This is a genomic window from Cytobacillus eiseniae (assembly GCF_017874625.1).
Lineage (GTDB): Bacteria > Bacillota > Bacilli > Bacillales > Cytobacillaceae > Cytobacillus > Cytobacillus eiseniae.
Genome location: NZ_JAGIKZ010000023.1, coordinates 20,305 through 45,471 on the forward strand (window position 1 = coordinate 20,305; position 25,167 = coordinate 45,471).

22 protein-coding genes are annotated in these 25,167 nt (G+C 38.5%); all 22 read left to right on the forward strand.

The features are described from left to right. The first annotated feature begins 13 nt into the window (after positions 1-13). The 22 genes from J2Z40_RS15435 (at position 14) to ftsH (ending at position 24,993) form a co-directional block, all read left to right on the forward strand. Positions 14-388 carry a RidA family protein gene (locus tag J2Z40_RS15435; RefSeq protein ID WP_066398972.1) on the forward strand — a complete coding sequence of 125 codons (375 nt, stop codon included), beginning with the start codon at positions 14-16 and terminating at the stop codon, positions 386-388. 341 nt (positions 389-729) lie between these two features. Next, complete coding sequence (spoVG, locus tag J2Z40_RS15440) at positions 730-1,020, forward strand: septation regulator SpoVG (RefSeq protein ID WP_053479353.1); 291 nt, start codon at positions 730-732, stop codon at positions 1,018-1,020. Between the two features lie 343 nt (positions 1,021-1,363). Beyond that, positions 1,364-2,737 carry a bifunctional UDP-N-acetylglucosamine diphosphorylase/glucosamine-1-phosphate N-acetyltransferase GlmU gene (gene glmU / locus J2Z40_RS15445; protein WP_066398978.1) on the forward strand — a complete coding sequence of 458 codons (1,374 nt, stop codon included), beginning with the start codon at positions 1,364-1,366 and terminating at the stop codon, positions 2,735-2,737. Between the two features lie 17 nt (positions 2,738-2,754). Then, complete coding sequence (locus tag J2Z40_RS15450) at positions 2,755-3,711, forward strand: ribose-phosphate diphosphokinase (RefSeq protein WP_066398984.1); 957 nt, start codon at positions 2,755-2,757, stop codon at positions 3,709-3,711. Positions 3,712-3,848: 137 nt separating this feature from the next. Next, positions 3,849-4,484 carry a 50S ribosomal protein L25/general stress protein Ctc gene (locus J2Z40_RS15455; RefSeq protein WP_066398987.1) on the forward strand — a complete coding sequence of 212 codons (636 nt, stop codon included), beginning with the start codon at positions 3,849-3,851 and terminating at the stop codon, positions 4,482-4,484. A gap of 112 nt (positions 4,485-4,596) precedes the next feature. Further along, positions 4,597-5,157 carry an aminoacyl-tRNA hydrolase gene (gene pth, locus J2Z40_RS15460; protein WP_066398990.1) on the forward strand — a complete coding sequence of 187 codons (561 nt, stop codon included), beginning with the start codon at positions 4,597-4,599 and terminating at the stop codon, positions 5,155-5,157. A gap of 117 nt (positions 5,158-5,274) precedes the next feature. Further along, the gene (gene fin / locus J2Z40_RS15465; protein ID WP_066398993.1) at positions 5,275-5,505 is read left to right on the forward strand and encodes an anti-sigma-F factor Fin; all 231 of its coding nucleotides are present in this window, start codon (positions 5,275-5,277) and stop codon (positions 5,503-5,505) included. A 942-nt stretch (positions 5,506-6,447) separates the two neighbouring features. Continuing rightward, on the forward strand, positions 6,448-9,984 hold the full coding sequence (gene mfd / locus J2Z40_RS15470) for a transcription-repair coupling factor (RefSeq protein ID WP_066398996.1): 3,537 nt from the start codon (positions 6,448-6,450) through the stop codon (positions 9,982-9,984). Between the two features lie 243 nt (positions 9,985-10,227). Further along, positions 10,228-10,764 carry a stage V sporulation protein T gene (gene spoVT, locus J2Z40_RS15475; RefSeq protein WP_066399000.1) on the forward strand — a complete coding sequence of 179 codons (537 nt, stop codon included), beginning with the start codon at positions 10,228-10,230 and terminating at the stop codon, positions 10,762-10,764. Positions 10,765-10,888: 124 nt separating this feature from the next. Continuing rightward, complete coding sequence (locus J2Z40_RS15480; protein WP_066399002.1) at positions 10,889-12,496, forward strand: putative polysaccharide biosynthesis protein; 1,608 nt, start codon at positions 10,889-10,891, stop codon at positions 12,494-12,496. A 7-nt stretch (positions 12,497-12,503) separates the two neighbouring features. Beyond that, complete coding sequence (gene yabN, locus J2Z40_RS15485) at positions 12,504-13,958, forward strand: bifunctional methyltransferase/pyrophosphohydrolase YabN (protein ID WP_066399657.1); 1,455 nt, start codon at positions 12,504-12,506, stop codon at positions 13,956-13,958. Between the two features lie 11 nt (positions 13,959-13,969). Beyond that, positions 13,970-14,236 carry an RNA-binding S4 domain-containing protein gene (locus tag J2Z40_RS15490; RefSeq protein WP_066399007.1) on the forward strand — a complete coding sequence of 89 codons (267 nt, stop codon included), beginning with the start codon at positions 13,970-13,972 and terminating at the stop codon, positions 14,234-14,236. 103 nt (positions 14,237-14,339) lie between these two features. Continuing rightward, positions 14,340-14,645, forward strand: a complete 306-nt coding sequence (gene yabP / locus J2Z40_RS15495) for a sporulation protein YabP (protein ID WP_066399010.1) — start codon at positions 14,340-14,342, stop codon at positions 14,643-14,645. Next, a complete protein-coding gene (gene yabQ, locus J2Z40_RS15500) occupies positions 14,642-15,274 on the forward strand; it encodes a spore cortex biosynthesis protein YabQ (protein ID WP_066399012.1) in 633 nt (210 codons plus the stop codon). Before yabP ends, yabQ begins: the two co-directional genes overlap by 4 nt. 13 nt (positions 15,275-15,287) lie before the next feature. Then, positions 15,288-15,683: an FtsB family cell division protein gene (locus tag J2Z40_RS15505; RefSeq protein WP_066399014.1), complete on the forward strand. Its 396-nt coding sequence runs from the start codon at positions 15,288-15,290 to the stop codon at positions 15,681-15,683. A gap of 96 nt (positions 15,684-15,779) precedes the next feature. Further along, positions 15,780-16,238: a S1 domain-containing RNA-binding protein gene (locus J2Z40_RS15510; RefSeq protein WP_066399017.1), complete on the forward strand. Its 459-nt coding sequence runs from the start codon at positions 15,780-15,782 to the stop codon at positions 16,236-16,238. Positions 16,239-16,565: 327 nt separating this feature from the next. Next, entirely contained in the window at positions 16,566-19,052 is a 2,487-nt protein-coding gene (spoIIE, locus tag J2Z40_RS15515; RefSeq protein ID WP_066399019.1) for a stage II sporulation protein E, read from the forward strand. A 69-nt stretch (positions 19,053-19,121) separates the two neighbouring features. Beyond that, positions 19,122-19,874 carry a VWA domain-containing protein gene (locus J2Z40_RS15520; protein ID WP_083953989.1) on the forward strand — a complete coding sequence of 251 codons (753 nt, stop codon included), beginning with the start codon at positions 19,122-19,124 and terminating at the stop codon, positions 19,872-19,874. Beyond that, the gene (locus tag J2Z40_RS15525; protein ID WP_066399023.1) at positions 19,843-20,826 is read left to right on the forward strand and encodes a protein kinase domain-containing protein; all 984 of its coding nucleotides are present in this window, start codon (positions 19,843-19,845) and stop codon (positions 20,824-20,826) included. Before J2Z40_RS15520 ends, J2Z40_RS15525 begins: the two co-directional genes overlap by 32 nt. A gap of 91 nt (positions 20,827-20,917) precedes the next feature. Then, the gene (gene tilS, locus J2Z40_RS15530; protein WP_066399026.1) at positions 20,918-22,306 is read left to right on the forward strand and encodes a tRNA lysidine(34) synthetase TilS; all 1,389 of its coding nucleotides are present in this window, start codon (positions 20,918-20,920) and stop codon (positions 22,304-22,306) included. Positions 22,307-22,328: 22 nt separating this feature from the next. Next, the gene (gene hpt, locus J2Z40_RS15535) at positions 22,329-22,874 is read left to right on the forward strand and encodes a hypoxanthine phosphoribosyltransferase (RefSeq protein ID WP_180316788.1); all 546 of its coding nucleotides are present in this window, start codon (positions 22,329-22,331) and stop codon (positions 22,872-22,874) included. 145 nt (positions 22,875-23,019) lie between these two features. Further along, positions 23,020-24,993, forward strand: a complete 1,974-nt coding sequence (ftsH, locus tag J2Z40_RS15540) for an ATP-dependent zinc metalloprotease FtsH (protein ID WP_066399035.1) — start codon at positions 23,020-23,022, stop codon at positions 24,991-24,993. Positions 24,994-25,167: the final 174 nt, after the last annotated feature.

Sequence of the window (25,167 nt, forward strand, 5' to 3'; positions counted from 1 at the left end):
GGGTGAAGTGAGGATGAAAACCATTCAAACAAATATGGCACCAGCAGCAATAGGGCCATATTCGCAAGGAATTGTTGTAAATAATTTATTTTATAGCTCAGGGCAAATTCCACTTACAGTTGAGGGCGTTATGATTGAGGGGGATGTAAAGGCTCAAACCCATCAAGTTTTCAAAAACTTACAAGCTGTACTTGAAGAAGCGGGTGCATCCCTTGAAACAGTTGTAAAAGCAACTGTATTTATTCAAAGCATGGATGACTTCGCTTCGATAAATGAAGTGTACGGGGAATATTTCCATACACATAAACCAGCTCGTTCATGTGTAGAAGTGGCAAAACTGCCAAAGAATGCTTTAGTAGAGATCGAAGTAATCGCTCTTGTAAAATAAGTGAAGGCAGCAAGCTCGTTTTAGCAACGGGCTTTTTTTTGTCCATGGATTTAAGGCACATATAAAATTAAGTGGAAAAATTAAAGGCATGATTAGATGTGATCATTAAGGAATTTTAAAAATAGTCCAAATGGCAGTCATTTTTAAGGGGATTTTCATTTTTAAAGTATATTCAGTAGAAAATATAGTCATAATGGATGAGGGAATAGAAGGATATTCTATTAACTTATTCCTATCAACTGAATTATTCGAAAAATTTTTTATCATAAAGAAGGAATAAAAAGAATTATGTTGAATTTATAAAACTAGGTTTGTATCTTCTTGCAAAGGTGGTGAACAGAATGGAAGTAACTGACGTAAGATTACGCCGTGTTAATACGGATGGCCGAATGAGGGCTATTGCATCCATCACTTTGGATCATGAATTTGTTGTTCACGATATTCGTGTCATTGATGGAAATAACGGCTTGTTTGTTGCAATGCCAAGCAAACGCACTCCAGATGGTGAATTTAGAGATATTGCCCACCCGATTAATTCAGGTACAAGAGGCAAGATCCAGGAGGCTGTATTATCAGAATACCACCGCTTAGGAGAATTAGAAGTTGAATTTGAAGAAGCTGGAGCTTCCTAAAATAATAAATAATAAACAGCAAGGGCCTACTTCTGAAGTATGGCTCTTTTTAATAGAATGCAAAAAAATGAATGCTACTCTCTAACTCCTTTATTTGCAAAAGGAATGACTGTCGCAGTTTGAATGCCCCTTCCTTTTTCCTATTTCCTATTAACCTCTCAATCTTCCATTCCCGCTAAAACGATACGATAAACGTAATTTTTAAAAAAGTTCATGAATTTGACAAAAATAAATAGTTTTTAGTCCTTCCTTGAAATAGGCGCGTATTTAAGATATATTTTTAATGGATAAAAAGGGTATAATTATGTTGGCTTTGATATTTTTTTGGAGTGGAGGTCTGTCTATGTCTAATCGTTATGCGGTCATATTGGCTGCAGGCCAAGGGACAAGAATGAAATCAAAACTATATAAAGTCCTTCATCCTGTATGCGGAAAACCAATGGTTCAACATGTGGTTGATCAAGTTTCGAAGCTTAATATAGATGAAATTGTTACGATTATTGGGCACGGAGCAGAAAAGGTAAAAGCTCAACTTGGTGATCAAATTCGATATGCATTACAGAAGGAACAGCTAGGCACCGCTCATGCTGTTATGCAAGCAAAGGAAATGCTTGATGGAAAAGATGGAGTGACGATTGTTGTATGTGGAGATACACCATTAATCAAGCATGAGACAATGGAAGCGCTCTTTAAACATCATGAAGAGACGAAGGCGAAGGCGACTGTCCTAACGGTAATAGCTGATAATCCAACTGGTTACGGGCGGATAGTCAGAGATGCAGATGGTCATGTAGAAAAGATTGTCGAACATAAGGATGCAACGGCAAAGGAGCGTACGATTCAGGAGATTAACAGTGGAACGTACTGCTTTGATAACAAAGCCTTATTCGATGCACTTAATCGAGTGAAAAATGACAATGTTCAAGGTGAATATTACTTGCCAGACGTGATTGAAATCTTGAAGAATGATCAAGAAATTGTGACAGCTTATCAAACAGATGAGTTTGAAGAGACGCTTGGTGTGAATGATCGTGTAGCACTCTCTGAAGCAGAGCAATTTATGAAAAAGCGGACAAATGAAGAGCATATGAGAAATGGCGTAACGATTATTGACCCATTGAATACGTACATTGGTCCAGATGTTATAATTGGAATAGATACAGTTCTTTACCCAGGAACAATTCTATCTGGTCAAACGTCGATCGGGACAGATTGTACGATCGGTCCTAATAGTGAAATTGTTGATTGTACAGTAGGAGATGGCACTGTTATTCGTCAATCAGCCGCTTTTGATAGTCAAATTGGCTCAGACGTACAGATTGGTCCATTTGCACATATTCGACCAAAATCTGATATTCACGGTCATGTGAAGATTGGTAACTTCGTTGAAGTGAAAAAGTCTACATTTGGTGAAGGAAGCAAAGCTTCTCATTTAAGTTATATCGGCGATGCAGAAGTCGGCCGTGATGTAAATATTGGATGTGGCACAATAACGGTTAATTATGATGGGAAAAATAAATTCCTGACAAAGATAGAGGATGGCGTTTTTGTCGGATGTAATTCAAATCTTGTTGCACCAGTGACCATTGGAGAAAATGCATATGTTGCTGCAGGTTCAACGATTACTGAGGATGTACCAGGGAAAGCGCTATCAATAGCAAGAGCAAGACAAGTGAATAAAGAGAATTATATTGATAAAATGAATAGTAAGAAATAAAGTAATGGAGGCTCAACATGTCTAATCAATATCTAGATCCTAATTTAAAGGTTTTCAGTCTGAATTCAAACCGTGATTTAGCAAAAGAAATTGCAAGTGTAATTGGTGTAGAATTAGGAAAATGCTCTGTTCAGCGTTTTAGTGATGGCGAGATTCAAATTAATATTGAAGAGAGTATTCGTGGGTGTGATGTTTACGTTATTCAATCAACAAGTTCCCCAGTGAATGAACATTTAATGGAACTATTAATTATGATTGATGCTTTAAAGCGTGCATCTGCAAAAACGATTAATATTGTTATGCCTTATTATGGTTATGCACGTCAAGACCGTAAGGCAAGAGCACGTGAGCCAATTACTGCTAAATTAGCAGCAAATCTTCTTGAGACAGCTGGAGCGACTCGTGTAATTACGCTTGATTTGCATGCACCTCAAATTCAAGGATTCTTTGATATTCCAATTGATCACTTAATGGGTGTGCCGATTCTATCTGAATACTTTAAGAACAAAGCAGTTGAAGGTGATGTTGTTATCGTTTCTCCTGACCATGGCGGTGTAACGCGTGCGCGTAAAATGGCAGAGCGACTTAAGGCACCAATTGCGATTATTGATAAGCGTCGTCCAAAGCCAAATGTTGCTGAAGTAATGAATATCGTCGGTAATATTGATGGGAAAGTGGCAATTTTAATCGATGATATCATTGATACAGCTGGTACGATTACACTTGCTGCCAATGCACTAGTAGAAAATGGCGCAGCTGAAGTATATGCTTGCTGTACGCATCCAGTTCTATCTGGTCCTGCAATTGAACGAATTCAGAATTCAAATATTAAAGAACTTGTTGTAACAAATTCAATTGCGCTACCAGAAGAAAAGAAAACAGATAAAATTGTTGAGCTATCTGTTGCACCACTTATTGGCGAAGCAATCATTCGTGTACACGAGGAGCAGTCAGTAAGTACATTATTCGATTAATAGCTTTAATATATAAAGCAGGCTTGCCGTAAAAAGCAAGCCTGTAATTGCATTATTTCATACGTTTAGATTCCCCTGTTTTAGGGCATTTTTTATAAAGAGTGTCCTAGATTTAAAATGAGAAAGGGGATCTATTGATGACAGCTATATTACAAGCACAGGAAAGAACAGAATTCCGAGGATCTGCTTTAACCAGTTTACGTAGGGGTGGAAATATCCCCGCTGTGGTCTATGGAGCAAAGGTAGAGAATAAATCCATCTATTTTAGCGAGGCTGACTTCACAAAGGTTATCCGAAAAGTAGGTAGGAATGGTGTTATCTCATTAGAACTTGGTGGAAATAAGCATAATGTCGTTTTAAGTGATTATCAAGCAGACCCGATCAAAAATGAGGTTTTACATGTGGACCTGCTTGCTGTAGATATGACGAAGGATATTACGGCAAGTGTACGTGTTAATTTAATTGGCGATGCAGCTGGTGTGAAGGATGGCGGTGTGATGCAGCAATCCATGCATGAGCTTTCAATCACTGCTACTCCAGATCAAATTCCTCAGTCGATTGATATTGATGTAACTAATCTTCAAGTAAATGAAACGATCACAGTTGCTGATATCCAATCAAATCAAGGGTATACAATAAATGAAGGCACTGAAGAAGTCATCGCTTCCATTCTTCCTCCTAAACAAGAAGAGGAAATCAATAGTGGGGAAGAGCAAGAGGCTGGAACGCCTGAAAACGAGGAAGGCCGAGAGACGGAATCAAGTGAAGAATAAGTGTAAAGAGGCAAATGCCTTGTAAATGGAAAAAGGGGCTAGGCTGATAGTAACATTGGTCCACCCCTTTTTTCTTATAGGTGCCATGCTTTTCTTAAATTGAGGTGAGAAGATGAAACTAGTTGTTGGTCTTGGTAATCCAGGAAAACAATATGAAAAAACTAGACATAATATTGGATTTGAAGTAGTGGACCGATTAGCTGAGCGATTAAACATTCCTCTGAATCAAGCAAAGTTTCAAGGAGTATACGGAGTCGGTCAAGTAAACAGAGAAAAAGTATTTTTATTAAAGCCACTTACATATATGAATTTATCAGGCGAATCGATTGCTGCTATAATGGATTACTTTCAGATAGAGGATGAAGAGCTTGTCGTTATTTACGATGATCTAGATTTGCCTGTCGGAAAAATTCGATTACGGCAAAAAGGAAGTGCAGGTGGGCATAATGGAATAAAGTCTACTATTGCTCATTTAGCTACACAAGAGTTTAACAGAATAAGAGTCGGGATTGATCGGCCTCCAAGTGGCATGAAGGTACCTGATTATGTATTAGGCCGATTCACGAAGGAAGAACAGGAAGCGATGGGTGAAGTGATCGAAAAATGTGCAAATGCATGTGAGGATTGGATTTCGAAACCATTTTTGCAAATTATGAATGAATATAATCAATAATTTTTTATATATTTTTAAAGAGTCGCTATAGTTGATGTCTCTGTTCTTCTGATGAATAAGTTCGGTGTAATTCGTTCATAATAATGGCAATGAACCGTAATACTGGGAGGGACAGGCATGGCTATCCATTATCATTGCCGTCATTGTGGTGTGAACATAGGGACGCTTGAAGATACAGCAATAAATACGGAAAATTTAGGATTTCATCTTTTAAATCATACAGAGCGACAGGAAATGATTGCATATGATCAGTCTGGAGATCTTAGGGTGAAAGCAATTTGTGAGGATTGTCAGGAGTTGCTGGAGCGTAATCCTGACTTTCACCAACATGATTTTCTAATTCAGTAACAGGCTTTGGACGACCATCCAAAGCGTTTTTCTGTTTTTGATTATAGGCCATGTTATTATTTACTGTTGATTTTCATGCATGTATAAGTAGTAATAGGCGGAGAATTTCCGCCTATTACATAAAAAGCTTGCTAAAGAAGCAGAAATAAGCGGAGAAACTCCGCTTAACTACTCTAAATTAGACAAAATCCATCGATTTTGATCAAATAAGCGGAAAAACTCCCCTTATTTTTAGGGAAATACAGGTATTTCCCAATTTAACCGGATTTTCTCCGCCTATTTTCCAATCACAGTAAAATCAACACCTAGTTATAACAGAGCCTAATTATAAAGGTGGCGCTAGTTATGAGAAGCTTGTCGGGGCTGATCAAGCCGCTTGCGCTTTTTAAGAAATATAAAGTGTTGTAAATATGCATTAGATAACAGTCTAGCTCCAGCGGATATCGCCGGCCAAACTTCAGTACTCCTCCGCAGCGATTGCGTCAAGCACGGTATCGCTTTCGCTTACCGTGTCTCCTTTATCTAGAGGGGGAGTCCTTCCGGTTTGTACGGGGATGGCTAAGGCGCTTACGCTTTTCAGAAATATAAAGTGTAGTAAATATGCAATTAGATAACAGTCTAGCTCCAGCGGCTAGCCCCTCGAGGTCATAAGTCAATCTGTCCAGAAGGTTAAAGACCAACCTTCTAGCCAGCTTGCCTTATGCTTGTCGGGGCTGACCAAGCCGCTTGAGCTTTTTAAGAAATATAATAGTGTAGTAAATATGCATTAGATAACTGTCTAGCTTCAGCGCCTATCGCCTACCAAACTTCAGTACTCCTCCCTACGATAAGTCAACATCGGTTCGCTTACGCTTACCGTGTTTCCTTTATCGAAAGGAAGAGTCCTTCCAGTTTGTACGGCGATGACCAAGGCGCTTACGCTTTTCGATTAGGAGGGTAGCCATGATAGGGCTTAAACAGATGATAAGTCAGGAAGAGGATGTAAGGTCGGTCTTGTCTGGCATTAAAGAGGGACTGAAGGAACAGCTAATATCTGGCTTATCGGGTTCTGCACGAACATTATTTTTAGCTTCAGTTTATGAAGAGACACAAAAGCCGATGCTTGTTATTACACATAATCTCCTTCAAGCACAGAAGCTATATGATGATATTGTAAATTTGGCGGGGGAAAAGAAAGTCTTTTTGTACCCAGCCAATGAGCTAATTGCTGCAGAGATTAGCGTTGCTAGTCCTGAATTAAAGGCACAGAGAATTGAAGTATTAAACCATTGGAGCAAAAGTGCAGAAGGCATCTTGATTGCACCGATGGCTGGTTTACGAAAAGTTCTTCCTCCTGCAGAGCTTTGGCAACGATGTCAATTGACTTTGAAGGTGGGTGGAGAGCTACTTGAAGAACAATTTATCCAATTTATTCAAATGGGCTATACACGTGTGTCGATGGTCTCATCCCCAGGTGAATTTAGTGTTAGAGGCGGAATTGTTGATATCTATCCATTAACGGAAACAGACCCTATTCGAATCGAGTTATTTGATACAGAGATAGAGTCCGTCCGTTCTTTTTCATTGGAAGATCAGCGATCAAAGGAAAAATTATCTGAAGTAACGATCGGACCTGCAACAGAGTTTCCGCTACAAGCAGAGGATTTCGACAAATTAATTCGAAAGCTTGAACAGGGCTTGGCAGCGAGCTTAAAAAAAATAAAAAGTGAAAAAACGAAGACTTTGCTTGCACAAAATATTGGATTTGAGCTAGAAAAGTTAAAAACAGGCAGCAAACCAGATCAATTATTCAAATATTTATCTTTTATCTATGAGGAAGGAAATAGTTTAGTAGACTATCTTCCGGATAATGGATTAGTTTTTATTGATGAAATTAGCCGCGTTCAAGAAATGAATGATTCATTGGAAAAAGAAGAAGCAGAATGGTATACGAGTCTATTAAGTGAAGGACAAATGATCCATGATGTGAAAATATCCCATGATTTACGGGAATTTTTGAGTAAAAAAAGGCAGTCCGTTATTTATATGTCCTTATTCTTAAGACATGTTCCAAATACAAATCCAGAAAATATTATTAATGTGACATGCAAGCAAATGCAGAATTTCCATGGTCAAATGAATGTACTGAAAGCGGAATTGGATCGCTTTCGAAAGGGAAATTATACGGTTGTTTTTCTAGGGGCAGGAGAAGAACGTGTAAAGAAGCTCCAACGCGTGTTAGAAGACTATGAAATAGAGGCTACTTTAATAGATGAAAAACAGTCTCCGCATAGAGGAAAAATTCAAATTGTTGATGGGAATCTGCATACGGGATTTGAGCTCGTAGCCCAGAAATTAGTTGTAATTACTGAAGAAGAGCTATTTAATAAACGAACTAAAAAGAAACCTCGTCGTCAAAAGCTATCAAATGCTGAACGAATTAAGAATTATTCTGAGCTCAAAATAGGAGATTATGTCGTTCATGTTAACCATGGAGTAGGAAAATACTTAGGAATTGAAACACTAGAAATCAATGGGGTGCATAAGGATTATCTCAATATTCGCTACCAAGGCAGTGATAAGCTCTATGTCCCAGTTGACCAAATTGATCTTGTTCAAAAATATGTTGGCTCCGAATCAAAGGAACCAAAGATTTATAAATTAGGCGGAAACGACTGGAAGCGGGTAAAGAAAAAGGTTGAATCCTCTGTTCAGGATATAGCGGATGATCTGATTAAACTTTATGCAGAGAGAGAAGCGGCCAAAGGGTATGCGTTTAGCCCTGATGGTGAAATGCAGAGAGAATTCGAAGCTGCCTTTGTTTATCAGGAGACAGAAGATCAGCTCCGTTCCATTCATGAGATTAAACGGGATATGGAAAGGGAGCGGCCGATGGACCGTTTGCTTTGTGGAGATGTTGGATATGGGAAAACAGAAGTTGCGATAAGAGCAGCCTTTAAGGCAATTTCAGATGGCAAGCAGGTTGCCATCCTTGTTCCGACGACCATTCTTGCACAGCAGCATTATGAAACATTAAGAGAGCGTTTTCAGGATTTCCCGATTGAAATTGGCCTATTAAGCCGATTCCGTTCAAGAAAGCAGCAAACGGAAACGATTAAAGCATTAAAGGCTGGAACAATGGATGTAGTAGTAGGTACCCACCGACTGCTATCGAAGGATATCATTTATCGTGATTTAGGATTATTAATCGTGGATGAGGAGCAGCGCTTTGGTGTCACACATAAGGAAAAGATTAAACAACTAAAAACTAATGTGGATGTATTAACCCTGACTGCGACACCAATTCCAAGAACTCTTCACATGTCTATGTTAGGAGTACGAGATTTATCGGTTATTGAGACACCACCAGAAAATCGCTTTCCAATTCAAACATATGTGATGGAATATAACGGTGTCATGGTTCGTGAAGCAATTGAACGGGAATTGGCTAGGGATGGACAGGTGTATTTCCTCTACAATCGAGTAGAAGATATTGAGAGGAAGGCAGAGGAAATTTCGATGCTTGTTCCAGATGCAAGAGTTACGTATGCACATGGGCAAATGACAGAAAATGAACTGGAATCTGTGATGCTTGGTTTCCTTGCGGGTGAATTTGATGTGCTTGTAAGTACGACGATTATTGAAACAGGTGTAGATATTCCGAATGTTAATACTCTAATTGTCCATGATGCTGATAAAATGGGTCTTTCCCAGCTGTATCAGCTAAGAGGAAGGGTTGGCCGCTCGAATCGGGTTGCCTATGCTTATTTCACGTATCGGAAAGATAAAGTTCTCACAGAAGTGGCTGAAAAGCGACTTCAAGCTATTAAGGAATTTACAGAGTTAGGATCTGGATTTAAAATTGCGATGCGTGATTTAACGATTAGGGGAGCTGGGAATCTATTAGGTGCCGAGCAGCATGGTTTCATTGATTCAGTTGGATTTGATTTATATTCCCAAATGCTTAAAGAAGCGATTGAAGAACGCAAAGAGAATAGACAGGAAGAGAAAAAACAGCGGATAGAAGTAGACCTTGAAGTGGATGCCTATATTCCAGATACGTATATTGCTGATGGCCATCTGAAGATTGAAATGTATAAGCGATTTAGAGGGGCAATGTCATTAGAGGATATCGAAGAATTGAATGAAGAAATGCTTGATCGATTTGGTGAATATCCAGATGAAGTATCGTATTTATTCCAAATGACAGAAATGAAAGTAATTGGTGAACAAATTGGGATTGAGATCATCAAGCAGTCCAAAAATGAAGTATTGATTCTTTTATCTGAAAAGATGAGTGCAAATATTGATGGACAGCAAATTTTCCAGAAGGCAAGTAAATATGGACGAACAGTTGGGCTAGGCATGGAAGGGAAAAAGCTAAAAATTGTTCTCCATATTAAGGGGATCAAACAAAATGAGTGGTTGAATATTGCCTTTGAAATGATCCGTGGACTAGAAGAGTCAAAAAAGGAAGAACAAGGCCAAGCATCGAAATAGAAAAGGTTTATTTCGTCTCACTGAGGGTATTTGAAAAGATAGAGATGGGATGTTTATCCAATTTTGGTATTCATTATAATCATGAGAAAAAATAGTTGAACGTGTATATAACTTTCCAGATGAAAGATACTAAGTTCAAACATGGCGATGCATTCATTTTCTCCCAAAGGTGGAACATTGCTAAAGGAAGTTTAAGCACTTCCGCTTTTCAAAAATCATCAGATGAAAGTGAGGCAACATTAGATGAAAGCAACTGGTATTGTTCGTCGAATCGATGATTTAGGTCGTGTGGTCATTCCTAAGGAAATACGTAGAACATTACGTATTCGTGAGGGGGACCCACTAGAAATTTTTGTGGATCGCGATGGAGAAGTCATTCTAAAGAAGTACTCACCCATCAGTGAGCTAAGTGATTTTGCAAAAGAGTATGCTGAAGCATTGTATGATAGCCTCGGCAATCCTGTACTCATTTGTGACAGAGATACGTTCATTGCTGTTGCTGGAGGCTCCAAAAAAGATTATCTAAATAAAAGCATCAGCGAATTAGTTGAGAAAACAATGGAGGACCGCAGCTCTGTCATTATGAATCAACAAGGTGAAATTGCTCTTGTAGATGGGAATTCAGAGGCTACAGCTGCCTATACGATAGGACCTATCATTGCAAATGGCGATCCAATAGGAGCAGTTATTATTTACGCAAAGGAAGGCTCATTAGGCGATGTAGAACAAAAGGCAGTGGAAACGGCGGCAAGTTTCTTAGCAAGACAAATGGAGTCATAAGCTTATCCAATCATGTCAGAAGAATCGTTTTGAAAAAGGCAGCAAAATGCTGCCTTTTTTCGTGTTATGGTATAATACTGCTGAATTATGCTGAATTGTGTTTTTTTTGGGAGGAGTTGGGCTTATGCGGCCCGAAAAGCGTTCGAGTGACTTTTTAAAAGGCACACTTATTTTGACTGTAGCCGCCTTGATTATAAAAGTATTAAGTGCGATTTATCGTGTGCCTTTTCAAAATATGGTTGGGGATGTCGGCTTTTATATTTATCAACAAGTCTATCCGTTTTATGGTGTGGCTTTCGTATTAGCAACAAGCGGCTTTCCTGTTGTTATTTCTAAAATGTATACGGAGCATATTGCGAAGAAGGGGAAGCAAGACATTCAATCGTTTTTTATCATTTGCACAATGGTGCTAATGGCAATTGGTCTTTCCTGTTTCGCCTTTCTTTATTTAGGAGCGGAATGGCTTGCCGTTCAAATGAATGATCCCCAATTGGCTCCATTATTAAGAATGGTATCCATCACTTTTCTAATTATCCCCGTTATTGCGCTGTTTAGAGGCTATTTTCAAGGGGTTGGCAATATGGTTCCAACAGCTGTTTCGCAAGTGGGTGAACAGTTAGTTAGGGTATTACTTATTTTCCTTGCCGCTTTTGTTCTCATTCATCAGGGATATGATTTATACATAGTAGGAAGTGGCGCAGTGCTTGGCTCAGTAATCGGCGGGATTGTCTCTATACTTATTCTCTTTCTTTATTATTGGATGGGGAAGGAAAGGCCGATTACAAAGATTCAATTAGGGGATTTCAAAGACAGCGGAAAGATTGTAAAGTCCCTTCTTACTCAAGGGCTCGCTATTTGTATTAGCAGCATGCTATTGATTCTTATGCAATTGGCTGATTCATTGAATCTTTATGCGGTCCTTGTTACGACAGGTCTAGATAGTGAAGAGGCTAAAGAATTGAAAGGGATATATGATCGTGGACAACCACTTATTCAATTAGGAATGGTTGTTGCCACATCCATGTCTTTATCCCTTGTTCCATTGATTACGAGTGAAAAATTAAAAGAAAAACAGGGGCTTATCCATGACAAAATCCGTCTAGCTCTTCAAATTGGCTTATTTATTGGCGTAGGTGCTACAGTCGGCTTATGGAGTATTATGAAGCAGACAAACACAATGCTATTTGAAAATAGCGATGGTTCAAATGTACTTGGTGTGTTAAGTTTATTGATTTTATTTACTTCCATTATTATAACGACGATGGCCATTCTTCAAGGGTTAGGGATTATTTATTTTCCAGCCATGATGGTTATTTTAGGGTTTGGATTCAAATATTTGCTGAATATTATTCTTATTCCACCATTTGGTACATTAGGTGCGGCGATTGCTTCGGCGATTGCTTTATGTGTAATAATGATGGTCTTACTTTATAGGCTCAAGGTCTTTTTGAAAAAGGGATTTATGAATATCCGGTTTATTTTTATTGTCATTGTGGCAGCAATTGTCATGATGATTGTTTTAAAGGTTTATTTATTCATAACAGGGCATTTGCCGCATAACGGGTATGGTCGTTTGTTTGCAGGGTTTCAAGCAATCAGTGCAGTTGTTATAGGAGGTATTACTTATTTATGGATCGTATTAAAAGGAAGAACCTTTAAGGAGGAAGAGCTTATGATGTTGCCATTTGGAAGTAAATTGCTCTTATTCCTGCCAAAAAGAAAAAGGAGATGAAGGTGAATTGAAAAAGATACGTATTCTCGGGCTTGGTGCTGGAGATTTGGAACAGCTTCCGCTTGGTGTCTATCGCGCAATGAAAAATGCTGAAAGGCTTTATTTGCGAACGAAGGAGCATCCAGTCGTGAAGGAACTGGCTGAAGAAGGAATCAATTTTACGTCATTTGATGCTATTTATGAGAAACACGAGCAATTTCAAGCCGTATATGAAGAAATAAGCAATTTTCTAATAGAAGCTGCATCAAGGGAAGTGATCACGTATGCGGTGCCTGGTCATCCGCTCGTTGCTGAGCAAACAGTGCAGTTATTGCTTGAGCAAGCAGCAGAAAATGAGGTAGCAATTGAAATAGTTGGTGGGCAAAGTTTCCTTGATGCATTATTTCAAGCGTTGAAAATGGATCCGATCGATGGATTTCAGCTACTTGATGGCACTTGCTTAAATAAGGACGAAATTGAAGTAAAGCATCATCTGATTATCGGACAAGTATATGATTCATTTATTGCTTCTGAAGTGAAGCTTACACTCATGGAAATTCTTCCTTATGATTATGATACATATATTGTTACGGCAGCGGGAAGCCAGATGGAGCAGATTAAAAAAGTTCCATTACATGAATTGGACAGGGAAGTGGAGTTAAATAATCTTACTTCTGTTTATATCCCGCCAGTGACAGATGACCGTATTTTATATAAGAATTTTCCCCATTTACGTAGAATTATTGCTGAGCTCCGCGGACCTAATGGCTGTCCATGGGATAAAAAGCAAACACATGAATCATTAAAGAAATATTTAATTGAAGAAGCATATGAGCTAATTGAAGCAATCAATGAAGGAGATATCGATCATATGATTGAAGAGCTTGGGGATGTTCTCCTTCAAGTACTCCTTCATGCGCAAATTGGGGAAGATGATGGTTATTTCTCGATTGAAGATGTCATTCAAGGTCTGTCCGAGAAGATGGTCCGTCGACACCCACATGTATTTGGAGAGGTTAATGCAGAAACAGAAGAAGATGTCTTGAGAAATTGGCAGGAAATTAAAAATGAAGAAAAGGGGTTAGCTGATGAATCCCTTCTCGATCAGGTAGGAAAATCACTCCCCAATTTGATGGCAGCTGCAGAAATTCAAAAACAAGCAGCAAAAGTTGGCTTTGATTGGAAGGAAGTCGGTCCTGCCTGGGAGAAAGTAAAAGAAGAGATGAACGAATTTGAGCAAGAGGTACAGATGAAAAGTGAGCAAATGCTGAATGAATTCGGCGACATTCTTTTTGCCTTTGTCAATATTGCGCGCTTTTATCAGATTAATCCGGAAGAGGCTTTATTTCAGACAAACCAAAAGTTCAGACGTCGTTTTTCGTATGTAGAGAAAAAAGTAAAAATGAGCGGGAAAAAATTTGAAGACTTTGCTTTAGAACAATTAGACCAATTTTGGGATGAAGCAAAAGAAAAAGGGTTATAGGAGTGAGATGAATGAGACTAGACAAGTTTTTAAAGGTATCTAGATTAATTAAGAGAAGAACACTAGCAAAGGAAGTTTCGGATCAAGGGAGGATATCCGTTAATGGACAGCAGGCAAAAGCAAGCACAACTGTAAAAGTAGGAGATGAGCTTGCTGTTCGATTTGGGCAGAAGCTTGTTACAGTAAAAATTGATCGTTTGCAGGAAACAACAAAAAAAGAAGATGCGGCCTCTATGTATACGATTATAAAAGAGGAAAAGATAGATGTAGAAGCGTAAGAGACTGATCTCTCTTTCGCTTTTCTTTGTTCTAATTCACCTTTTTCATTCATAAACATGTACAAAACAAAAGCTTGTACTATGTGAATGTGAGGGATGTACAATGAGCAATTATTATGAGACGAATTCAACACCGAAGACAACTGTCCAGGAACATGATGTCATTATGCGAAGCAGAAGGCTTTTGGATATTACAGGGGTAAAACAAGTGGAGAGCTTTGATAATGAGGAATTTTTGCTAGACACAGTGATGGGCTTTTTAGCAATTAAAGGGCAGAATTTACAAATGAAAAATTTGGATGTAGATAAGGGTGTTGTCTCGATTAAAGGGAAAATATTTGATCTTGTTTATCTTGATGATCAACAAGGAGATAAAGCTAAAGGGTTCTTTAGCAAACTTTTCCGATGACATTAACTACTCAATTTATAACCATGCTGGCCATGGTTGGCATGGGAAGTGTATTTGGCGCTTCCCTTGATACGTATAATCGTTTTTTAAAGCGAGTGGAGCGAAATCGCTTAATCGTTTTTTTGAATGATATCCTTTTCTGGATCGTTCAAGGGTTAGCGATTTTTTATATTTTATTTTTAGTTAATCGTGGTGAACTCAGATTCTATATTTTCATCGCCCTTTTATGTGGATTTGCAGCATATCAAAGTTTATTTAAAGACATTTATTTACGTTTGCTGGAAATAACAATATCAATGATCATCCGATTTCTGCGTTTTTTGCAAAAGTTATTTTATTATTTAATCTACAAACCCATTAATGGTCTTGTCGTTGCACTCATTGCGCTTTTATTTTTTTTCGGAAGGGTTCTTTTGTCACTGTTGAAGATGCTTCAAAAGATAGTATTATATATATTGAAGCTTATATTTCTCCCTATTAAATGGGTACTTTGGATTATGTGGAAAATAATGCCGAATAATAGTAAAAAAATGATCGAAAAGATTTTTAATAGATTGGCAGGATATTCTAAAAAAATAAAGAATTACATTCTTAAGGGAATATCAAAATGGAAAAAGGATAAAAAGTAAGGAGGGGTGCGAAGTGGGTGCCATCCAGAAGAGAAAAGTAGCAACGATCCAAACGAGCTATGCAAAGCAGCAAGAAGCAGCTGAGATTAAAGGGAGCAGTAAAAGAAAGCGTCTATATAGAAGATTAACGGTCTTTTTTATTGGGGCACTCTTTCTTTCTATTTTCATGATCTCAACACTCGTTTCGCAAGCCAATACGTTAGATGAGAAAAGGATGGTAAAGGAACAGCTGGATCAAGATTTAGCTCAATTAAAACAAAAGGAAGTTTTCCTAGAAGAAGAAATTGTTAAATTGAATGACGATGAGTACATTGCAAAGCTAGCTAGGAAGGATTATTTCCTTTCTGAAAACGATGAAGTAATCTTTACGATTCCAGAGAAAAAGGAAAAGAAGTCGAAAAAGGAATAGGTAACTAATTAGACCTTGTATTGAACTCTTTTTTCTTATTCTGTATAATATAAAGTAAGTTTGACTTTATATCACTCAAGGAGGCAATTTCTTTTTATGTCAATCGAAGTGGGCAGCAAGTTACAAGGTAAAGTAACAGGTATTACAAATTTCGGAGCGTTTGTGGAGTTACCGGAAGGCTCAACAGGTCTGGTACACATTAGTGAAGTCGCAGACAATTATGTAAAGGATATTAATGAGCACCTTAAAGTCGGTGACGAGGTTGAGGTTAAAGTCATTAATGTCGAAAAGGATGGAAAGATTGGTTTATCCATCAAAAAGGCAAAAGACCGTCCTGAAAGAACGGAGCGTCCTGAAAGAGGCGACAGAAGAGAGTCAAGGGGACATTCACAATCTCAACGTCCACGTCAAGGTAGATCAAACGACAATCGTCCTACAAGAGAAAACTTTGAATCTAAAATGGCTCGTTTCTTAAAGGATAGTGAAGATCGTTTATCATCTTTAAAACGCAATACTGAATCAAAACGTGGGGGAAGAGGCGCTAGACGAGGTTAACTTGCTGCAGAATTGATATATTTATATATAGCAGGGTTTACCGTTTATTATTCCCATAGCCAAAGACAAGTCTTTAATCGGACTTGTCTTTTTTTGTCCTTTTTTTAATGATTGATAAGATTTTTATTGCCTTGCTCTATAGCAAAGTAGAAGTTACTTCTGCTTCTGGAATGTCATTTAAGCAAAGTAATTAAAGGAATTTGTTTTCTTTTTGGGGATTTCAGAGGAATGAGTCGAACGAAAATAAGAAGCTTGTCCACTATTTTGACAAACTTTTTCTCGTTTCAAACTTATAATAGGCTATAAAAAATGGGGAGTGTAGTATACATGGCAAATGTAGAAAGGAATTTAATTGAACCGCTCGGAGAAGTAAATTTAGAAAAACCTAAATTGGAGCTCTCAAGAGGGATCAATAAATTTCACCTATTGTTGGAAACTGTTTTTCTGAAAAAGGGCTACCTTCTTTTATTGCTTGGCTTTTTACTTGGACGAGCCTTAATTTTAGCTCAGCTCACCCCTTTTAGTCTCCCGTTTTTTGCGGCCGTTTACTTTATTAGAAAGGAAAAGGCTCCTATTGCCTTGATCGGATTGATTGCCGGTGCTGCAACGATTTCACTAACAAAGGCAGGATCGGTCTTTGCGATTATCTTTCTATTTCTATTTGCCTTTCGGATTGCTAAGAAATGGCTGAAGAATGAAATGAAGGCTTTGCCATTTTTCGTGTTTTTCACCTTGCTTGCTGGAAAAATAGCAGAGGATGTTATTTTAACGACTAAGCTTTCTTTATATGATGGGATGATGGCAGGAGTAGAAGCGAGCTTAGGCTTTATTTTAACGCTTATCTTTGTTCAAAGCCTTCCGTTATTGTCAAATAGTAAACGAAGGCAGCCGTTAAAGACAGAAGAAATTGTTTGTTTAATCATTATGCTAGCCTCTGTTATGACGGGAACAATTGGCTGGTCATTATATGATTTATCTGTTGAATATATTATGTCGAGATATTTGGTCCTTCTTTTTGCTTTCGTTGCAGGTGCAACGATGGGATCAACTGTCGGAGTGCTGACAGGTTTGATTTTCAGTCTTGCGAATGTCACAAGCTTTTATCATATGAGCTTGCTCGCCTTTGCAGGTTTGCTTGGCGGTCTTCTAAAGGATGGAAGAAAAGTCGGTGTTGCAGCAGGTTTGTTAATTGCTACTCTTTTGATTGGGATGTATGGAGAAGGGAACGGCACACTTTCAAAAACCTTATTAGAAACAGCTGCAGCCATTCTTTTATTCATTCTTACACCGAATGCACTTCTTACAAAGCTTGCAAAATATATTCCAGGTACAGCTGAACATGCGGCAGAACAGCAGCAGTATATGCGAAAGGTCAGAGATGTTACAGCCCAAAGGGTCGCCCAATTTTCTACTGTCTTTCAGGCACTTTCGAAAAGCTTCTCATCCTATGATGAACCATCTGAATGGGAGGATGATGAAGACTCTAGAGAGTTAGATTATTTTCTAAGCAATGTCACAGAGAAGACTTGCCAAACATGTTTCAAGAAAGATCATTGCTGGGCAAGGAACTTTGATACAACATATGATTATATGAAAGAGATTATGAATGAAATGGATTACAATCAGGGAGAATTATCAACCAAGCTTTCAAGAGAATGGGAAAAACATTGTACACGCGCTAAAAAGGTAACTGATACAATTCAGCAGGAACTAACTTATTATCATGCGAATCAAAAATTGAAAAAACAAGTGCAGGAGAGCAGAAGACTAGTAGCAGAACAATTATTAGGTGTATCCGAGGTGATGGGAGATTTTGCGAAGGAAATTCAACGGGAAAGGGAAAATCACCATAAGCAAGAGGAGCTGATCCTTGAAGCGCTGCAAGAGTTCGGGATTCACATTGAACAAGTTGAAATTTATAGCTTAGAACAAAGAAATGTGGATATTGATATAACCATTCCATATTGCAATGGTCATGGGGAATGTGAGAAGCTCATTGCCCCAATGCTATCCGACATACTAGGAGAGACGATAGTCGTTATTTCTGAGGAATGTTCAACCTATCCAAATGGCTTCTGTCATTTTACTTTTCGATCATCCAAGGCATTTACTGTTGAAAGTGCTGTTGCCCATGCGGCCAAAGATGGGGGATTTCTTTCAGGGGATAGCTATTCAACGATGGAACTAGGATGCGGGAAATATGCCATTGCTATAAGTGATGGGATGGGAAATGGGGAGAGAGCGCATGTGGAAAGCAAGGAAACGCTTCAATTGCTGCATCAGATTTTGCAATCAGGAATTGAAGAGAAAGTAGCCATTAAATCAGTTAATTCCGTATTGTCTTTACGAACAACCGATGAAATTTTTTCTACTTTAGATCTAGCGATGATTGATCTTCAAAATGCGAGTGCGGAGTTTTTGAAAATTGGCTCAACACCTAGCTTTATTAAGAGGGGGAATAAAGTAATTAAAATTCAAGCGAGTAATTTGCCGATGGGCATCTTGCAGGATTTTGAGGTAGATGTAGTTAGTGAACAGCTAAAAGCAGGCGATTTATTAATTATGATGAGCGATGGGATTTTTGAAGGGCCTAGACATGTTGAGAATTTTGATTTATGGATGAAGAGAAAAATATTAGAGCTGAAAACGGATGACCCACAATCAATTGCGGATTTAATTATGGAAGAAGTCATTCGTTCAAGAGCGGGCTCAATTGAGGACGATATGACAGTCATTGTGGCAAATATTAAACATAACACACCGAAGTGGTCTAGTATTCCTGTTCAGGATCTATCTAAAAGATTAACTAGTTAATTTAACCAAATGTAGTAAAGAGTATGTATAAATCCTTTCCATCAGGTCGAAAATGGTAACAACTCAAAGATGGAGGGGAGTATCATGAAAACAGGAACGTTAAAGCAGATTTTACTCATAACGGATGGCTGCTCAAACCGAGGGGAGGATCCCATTGCGATGGCGGCGCTCGCTAAGGAGCAAGGGGTAACGGTAAACGTCATTGGTGTAATGGAACAAGATGTTATTGATGAAAAGGGCATGAATGAAATTGAAGGCATCGCACTATCAGGTGGGGGCGTCAGTCAAGTTGTTTATGCGAAGCAATTATCACAAACCGTCCAAATGGTAACTAGAAAAGCAATGACGCAAACATTACAAGGTGTGGTAAACCGCGAGCTCCAACAAATTCTAGGCGGAAGTAAATCAGTGGAGGATCTTCCCCCAGACCAGCGGGGAGAAGTGATGGAAGTCGTCGATGAACTTGGTGAAACAGTGGAACTTGAAGTACTCATATTAGTGGATACGAGTTCAAGTATGAAACAAAAGCTTCCTACTGTGAAAGAAGCATTATTTGATTTATCGTTAAGCTTAAATTCACGTTCAGGTGATAATCAATTTTCTGTATATGTATTTCCTGGGAAGAAGAAGGATGTAGAGAGAATTCTTGATTGGACACCAAATCTAGGTTCATTAACTAGTGTATTCAGTAAATTAACGACAGGTGGTATCACCCCAACAGGTCCTGCTATTCGTGAGGCATTAACATATTTTAAGAAGAAACGCTCACTAAGGAGTTTATTTTCTCGTGATGATGAATCATTCTTTGAAGAATCAGTTTAATATTCGTCCTGGCACGGTAATTGAGGGGAAATGGCATCATCAGCAATATACGATAATGAAAGAATTAGGGTTTGGTGCAAACGGCATTGTTTATTTAGCTCAGAATAATAAGCAGCAGGTTGCATTAAAAATGAGTGATAATGGGATGTCTATCACTTCTGAGGTAAATGTCCTTAAATCTTTTGCAAAGGTCCAGGGATCTGCCCTTGGGCCTTCTTTACTTGATGTCGATGACTGGATTCAGAGAGGGAGTCAAATATCCTTCTATGCGATGGAATATATTCAGGGTCCTGATTTATTAACATTTATTAAAAAGAACGGGCATGCATGGACTGAGGTCCTCATTTTACAGCTTTTAAGTGATTTACATAGGCTCCACCAAAATGGCTGGGTGTTCGGTGATCTTAAACCAGATAACTTAATAGTGACAGGGCCGCCCTCACGTATACGCTGCATTGATGTTGGTGGCACAACCATTCAAGGGAGAGCGATTAAGGAGTTCACAGAGTTTTTTGACCGTGGATATTGGGGGCTTGGAACGAGGAAAGCAGATCCAAACTATGATCTATTTGCTGTCGCCATGATTTTAATTAACATGAGCTATCCGCAGCGATTTAGTAAAACAACTGGCGACCTAAAGCAGCTTAGGCTTGCCATTCGGGAAAAAGCAGAGTTAATGCAATATGAGGATATTTTATTGCATGCACTAACAGGGAAATTTGCCGATGCGAATGAAATGCGGTCATCTATCCTGCAAAGAGGTCTGACCTCAGCAAAGTCGCCTTCCTCCTTATCACAAAAGGGCCAATCACAAATTAGGGCGAAAAAAACAGCAGTAACTCGACAAACCAAACCAAAAAGAAGGAAAAGCAGCGGGGTTTTAGAAACACTTTTCATTTTTACGATAATTACACTGCTTTATGTTTTTTATTTATACGGACAGTTAACTTAAATGTAAAAATGAATAGCTTCATCTTGTTTTATTTATGCTATGCTCATAGGGAAAGATAAGATTACTTTTTAAGTTAATGAGGTTGAAGCATATGCTGGATGCGAAAGTTAGCGAATTTTTACAACGTAAAGGGATAGAATTAAATCATAAACAAGTTTTAGTTGGGGTTTCAGGTGGACCTGATTCACTCGCTCTTCTTCACTATTTATGGAGGAAGAGACCATTCTATCAACTTTCACTAGTTGCCGTACATGTGGATCATATGTTCAGGGGCGAAGAATCCTTTGATGAAGCGATATTTGTTCAGAAGTTTTGTGAAGAAAGAGATATTCCCTTCGAAATGACTAGAGTCAATGTTCCAAATTATATTGCAGAGTCAGGAAAAAGTGCACAAATTGCTTCAAGAGAGTGCAGATATCAGTTTTATGAGGAAATGATGGCAAAGTATCAGGCAGACTATCTTGCTCTAGGACATCATGGAGATGACCAAATTGAAACCATTCTTATGCGACTAACTAGAGGAAGTGCAGGGGAGGCGAGGGCTGGAATTGCTTGGATGCGGCCATTTAATGATGGACAAATTATACGCCCTTTTTTAACTTTAAGTCGCAAGGACATTGAGACGTATTGTGTAAAGCATGAATTGAATCCAAGAAGAGATCCGAGCAATGATAAGGAAATTTATAGCCGAAATCGATTTAGAAAGAATGTTATTCCCTTTTTAAAAAGTGAAAACCCCCTTGTTCATGAACATTTCCAAAGATTTAGTGAGGAAATTCAAACGGATGAGGCCTTTTTGCAGGAATTAACGATTGCAAAAATGAATAAAGTAATGGATAAGAAAGCTCCTGGGGAAATAATTATCAAAATTAACGACTTTCAAGCAATGCCAATTCCTTTACAAAGAAGAGGGATTCAACTAATATTAAACTATCTTTATAATGAAAAACCTACATCATTATCTGCTATACATATTGAGAATGTGATTGCATTAATGAGTAATCCTCACCCATCCGGAACACTTCATTTCCCGAACGGTTTGAATGTTGTGCGTTCTTACGAGAAATGTCATTTTCTTTTTCGTCTTCAACAAGTCCAATCCTATCGTTTTGAAATGTCCAAACCTGGAAAAATTGAATTGCCCAATGGTAGTTGTATCATGATGGAATTCACAAACCTCCAGGAAGGGAGCACTCACGCAGATACCCTTCTTTTAAATAGCGAAGATATCCTCTTGCCACTTGTTATTCGAACAAGGGAGGATGGAGACCGTATGACTTTAAAAGGAATGCAAGGTACAAAAAAGGTAAAGGATCTATTTATTGATAAGAAGATCCCTTTGCATGAGAGAAATATTTGGCCAATTGTTACTGATGGGAATGGCCAAATTTTATGGGTACCAGGGTTGAAGAAATTTCATTACTCAATAAGGCAGCATTCTGATTCTAGTTTTATTCGATTATCGTACATAAGGCAATGATCTTCTAGGGGGCACATGAATAATGAAAAATGATATGAAAGAAATTCTTATAACAGAAGAAGAAATTCAAGAAAAAATTAAAGGGCTCGCTGTTGAGCTTACAGAGGAATACAAAGATAAATTTCCTCTTGCAATCGGTGTATTAAAAGGTGCAATGCCATTTATGGGCGATTTACTAAAGAGAATGGATACATATCTTGAAATGGACTTCATGGATGTTTCTAGTTATGGAAAATCGACGGTTTCATCAGGAGAGGTAAAGATTGTTAAAGATCTTGATACATCTGTTGAAGGCAGAGATATTTTAATTATCGAGGATATTATCGATAGTGGATTAACATTAAGCTACTTAGTAGAGTTATTCCGTTACCGTAAGGCAAAGTCCATCAAAATTGTTACATTGCTTGATAAGCCAACAGGACGTAAAGCAAATATTCATGCAGATTATGTAGGATTTATTGTACCTGATGCCTTTGTTGTCGGCTATGGACTTGATTATGCAGAAAAGTACCGGAATCTCCCATATATTGGAGTGCTTAAGCCAGAAGTATATAGTAATAATAATTAAGTCAATCCTATTAGATGAGCTATTATAAAAATGACTTGTCCTATAATTGAAAAGACTTAGTTTTGTCAAGAGTAATTTCTTGTATCTTCACGTTTTTCTATGATACCATACATTATAGTTTGTTTACCGTGGGAGGAGGTAAAGGATGAATCGGATCTTCCGGAATACCATCTTTTATTTATTGATATTTTTAGTGATTATTGGTGTTGTAAGTTTTTTTAATGGAAATAATGAACCAACTGAACCGGTGTCTTATGATAAATTTGTCAGCCATCTTGAAAGTGGGGAAATTAAATCCATCACGATGCAGCCTGAAAGAGGCGTGTATGTAGTAAAGGGTCAGCTTGAAGGTTATGAAGAAGGGAAATATTTCATTACTTATGTGATTAATAGTGACAATATCCTTAGTCGTATTGATGCCTTAGCAACTCAAGATGCAGAAGTTGAATTTGTTCCTGCGAAGGAAACAAGTGGCTGGGTAACATTCTTTACTTCAATTATTCCTTTCATCATTATATTTATCTTATTCTTCTTCTTACTAAACCAAGCACAAGGCGGTGGCGGCCGTGTAATGAACTTTGGTAAAAGTAAGGCGAAGCTTTATGATGAAAGTAAAAAGAAAGTCCGTTTTAAAGATGTAGCAGGAGCGGATGAAGAAAAGCAAGAACTCGTAGAAGTCGTTGAGTTTTTGAAAGATCCACGAAAGTTTGCAGAGTTAGGTGCAAGGATTCCGAAGGGAGTACTTCTTGTAGGGCCTCCAGGTACAGGGAAAACATTACTTGCTCGTGCGGCAGCGGGAGAAGCAGGCGTGCCATTTTTCTCTATTAGTGGTTCAGACTTTGTTGAGATGTTTGTCGGTGTCGGTGCATCTCGTGTCCGTGATTTGTTCGAGAATGCGAAGAAAAACGCACCATGTATTATTTTTATTGATGAAATTGATGCAGTTGGTCGTCAGCGTGGAGCTGGACTTGGTGGTGGACACGATGAGCGTGAACAGACACTTAACCAATTGCTAGTTGAAATGGATGGATTTGGAGCTAATGAAGGAATTATTATCATTGCTGCAACGAACCGTCCGGATATTTTAGACCCTGCATTGTTACGTCCAGGTCGTTTTGACCGTCAAATTACGGTTGACCGTCCAGATGTAATTGGCCGTGAAGCAGTACTTAAAGTACATGCACGCAATAAGCCATTAGATGAAGACGTTAACTTGAAAGCTATTGCACAGCGCACACCTGGTTTCTCGGGTGCTGACTTAGAAAACTTATTGAATGAGGCAGCTCTTGTTGCGGCCCGTAGAGATAAGAAGAAGATAGACATGACAGATTTAGATGAAGCGTCAGATCGTGTTATTGCTGGTCCTGCGAAGAAAAGCCGTGTGATTTCTAAGAAGGAAAGAAATATTGTTGCCTTCCATGAAGCAGGACATACAGTGATTGGTGTAGTTCTTGAAGAAGCGGAAATGGTTCATAAAGTAACGATTGTCCCTCGTGGGCAAGCGGGCGGATATGCTGTTATGCTTCCGAAAGAAGACCGTTTCTTTATGACGAAGCCTGAGCTTCTTGACAAAATTGTTGGATTACTAGGTGGACGTGTAGCTGAGGAAATTGTTTTCGGTGAAGTGAGCACGGGTGCTCATAATGACTTCCAGCGTGCAACAGGAATTGCTAGAAGAATGGTTACCGAGTTTGGAATGAGTGATAAATTAGGTCCATTGCAGTTCGGTCAGTCACAAGGTGGTCAAGTATTCCTAGGAAGAGATTTCAATAATGATCAAAACTATTCGGATGCGATTGCTTATGAAATTGATTTAGAAATCCAGCGTATTATCAAAGATTGTTATGAAAAGGCAAGAACGGTTCTTACAGAGAATCGTGATAAGCTAGATTTAATTGCAAATACGCTTCTAGAAATCGAAACGCTTGATGCAGAACAAATCAAACATTTAGTCGATCACGGCACATTACCTGAACGTCCTGTGAAAACAGAAGAATCTTCTAATGATGTGAAAGTGAATATTAACATCAATAAAGAAGAACAATCTGTTCCATCGGAAGAGGAAACTCCTTCGAAAGAAGACGAAAAGACAGAGCCGGAAGAAGATCGTAAAGAATAACCTTTTGAAAAAGCGCTCAGAAATGAGCGCTTTTTTTCATGGAAAATGGGATCTTTTCTAAAAAATTGTTGCTTTTGAATCAAATATTTGAATGAATGGTTTACCAAATAGGTCGGTTGATTGGAGCAGAAGGTGCGAGACTCCTCGAAAAGGCATTCGCATTTCCTTCGTGCG

What these genes read in the sequence shown, in the direction of transcription:
- J2Z40_RS15435 (WP_066398972.1), top strand. Translation starts at nt 14, where the DNA reads ATGAAAACCATTCAAACAAATATGGCACCAGCAGCAATAGGGCCATAT.
- spoVG (WP_053479353.1), top strand. Translation starts at nt 730, where the DNA reads ATGGAAGTAACTGACGTAAGATTACGCCGTGTTAATACGGATGGCCGA.
- glmU (WP_066398978.1), top strand. Translation starts at nt 1,364, where the DNA reads ATGTCTAATCGTTATGCGGTCATATTGGCTGCAGGCCAAGGGACAAGA.
- J2Z40_RS15450 (WP_066398984.1), top strand. Translation starts at nt 2,755, where the DNA reads ATGTCTAATCAATATCTAGATCCTAATTTAAAGGTTTTCAGTCTGAAT.
- J2Z40_RS15455 (WP_066398987.1), top strand. Translation starts at nt 3,849, where the DNA reads ATGACAGCTATATTACAAGCACAGGAAAGAACAGAATTCCGAGGATCT.
- pth (WP_066398990.1), top strand. Translation starts at nt 4,597, where the DNA reads ATGAAACTAGTTGTTGGTCTTGGTAATCCAGGAAAACAATATGAAAAA.
- fin (WP_066398993.1), top strand. Translation starts at nt 5,275, where the DNA reads ATGGCTATCCATTATCATTGCCGTCATTGTGGTGTGAACATAGGGACG.
- mfd (WP_066398996.1), top strand. Translation starts at nt 6,448, where the DNA reads ATGATAGGGCTTAAACAGATGATAAGTCAGGAAGAGGATGTAAGGTCG.
- spoVT (WP_066399000.1), top strand. Translation starts at nt 10,228, where the DNA reads ATGAAAGCAACTGGTATTGTTCGTCGAATCGATGATTTAGGTCGTGTG.
- J2Z40_RS15480 (WP_066399002.1), top strand. Translation starts at nt 10,889, where the DNA reads ATGCGGCCCGAAAAGCGTTCGAGTGACTTTTTAAAAGGCACACTTATT.
- J2Z40_RS15490 (WP_066399007.1), top strand. Translation starts at nt 13,970, where the DNA reads ATGAGACTAGACAAGTTTTTAAAGGTATCTAGATTAATTAAGAGAAGA.
- yabP (WP_066399010.1), top strand. Translation starts at nt 14,340, where the DNA reads ATGAGCAATTATTATGAGACGAATTCAACACCGAAGACAACTGTCCAG.
- yabQ (WP_066399012.1), top strand. Translation starts at nt 14,642, where the DNA reads ATGACATTAACTACTCAATTTATAACCATGCTGGCCATGGTTGGCATG.
- J2Z40_RS15510 (WP_066399017.1), top strand. Translation starts at nt 15,780, where the DNA reads ATGTCAATCGAAGTGGGCAGCAAGTTACAAGGTAAAGTAACAGGTATT.
- spoIIE (WP_066399019.1), top strand. Translation starts at nt 16,566, where the DNA reads ATGGCAAATGTAGAAAGGAATTTAATTGAACCGCTCGGAGAAGTAAAT.
- J2Z40_RS15520 (WP_083953989.1), top strand. Translation starts at nt 19,122, where the DNA reads ATGGAGGGGAGTATCATGAAAACAGGAACGTTAAAGCAGATTTTACTC.
- J2Z40_RS15525 (WP_066399023.1), top strand. Translation starts at nt 19,843, where the DNA reads ATGATGAATCATTCTTTGAAGAATCAGTTTAATATTCGTCCTGGCACG.
- tilS (WP_066399026.1), top strand. Translation starts at nt 20,918, where the DNA reads ATGCTGGATGCGAAAGTTAGCGAATTTTTACAACGTAAAGGGATAGAA.
- hpt (WP_180316788.1), top strand. Translation starts at nt 22,329, where the DNA reads ATGAAAAATGATATGAAAGAAATTCTTATAACAGAAGAAGAAATTCAA.
- ftsH (WP_066399035.1), top strand. Translation starts at nt 23,020, where the DNA reads ATGAATCGGATCTTCCGGAATACCATCTTTTATTTATTGATATTTTTA.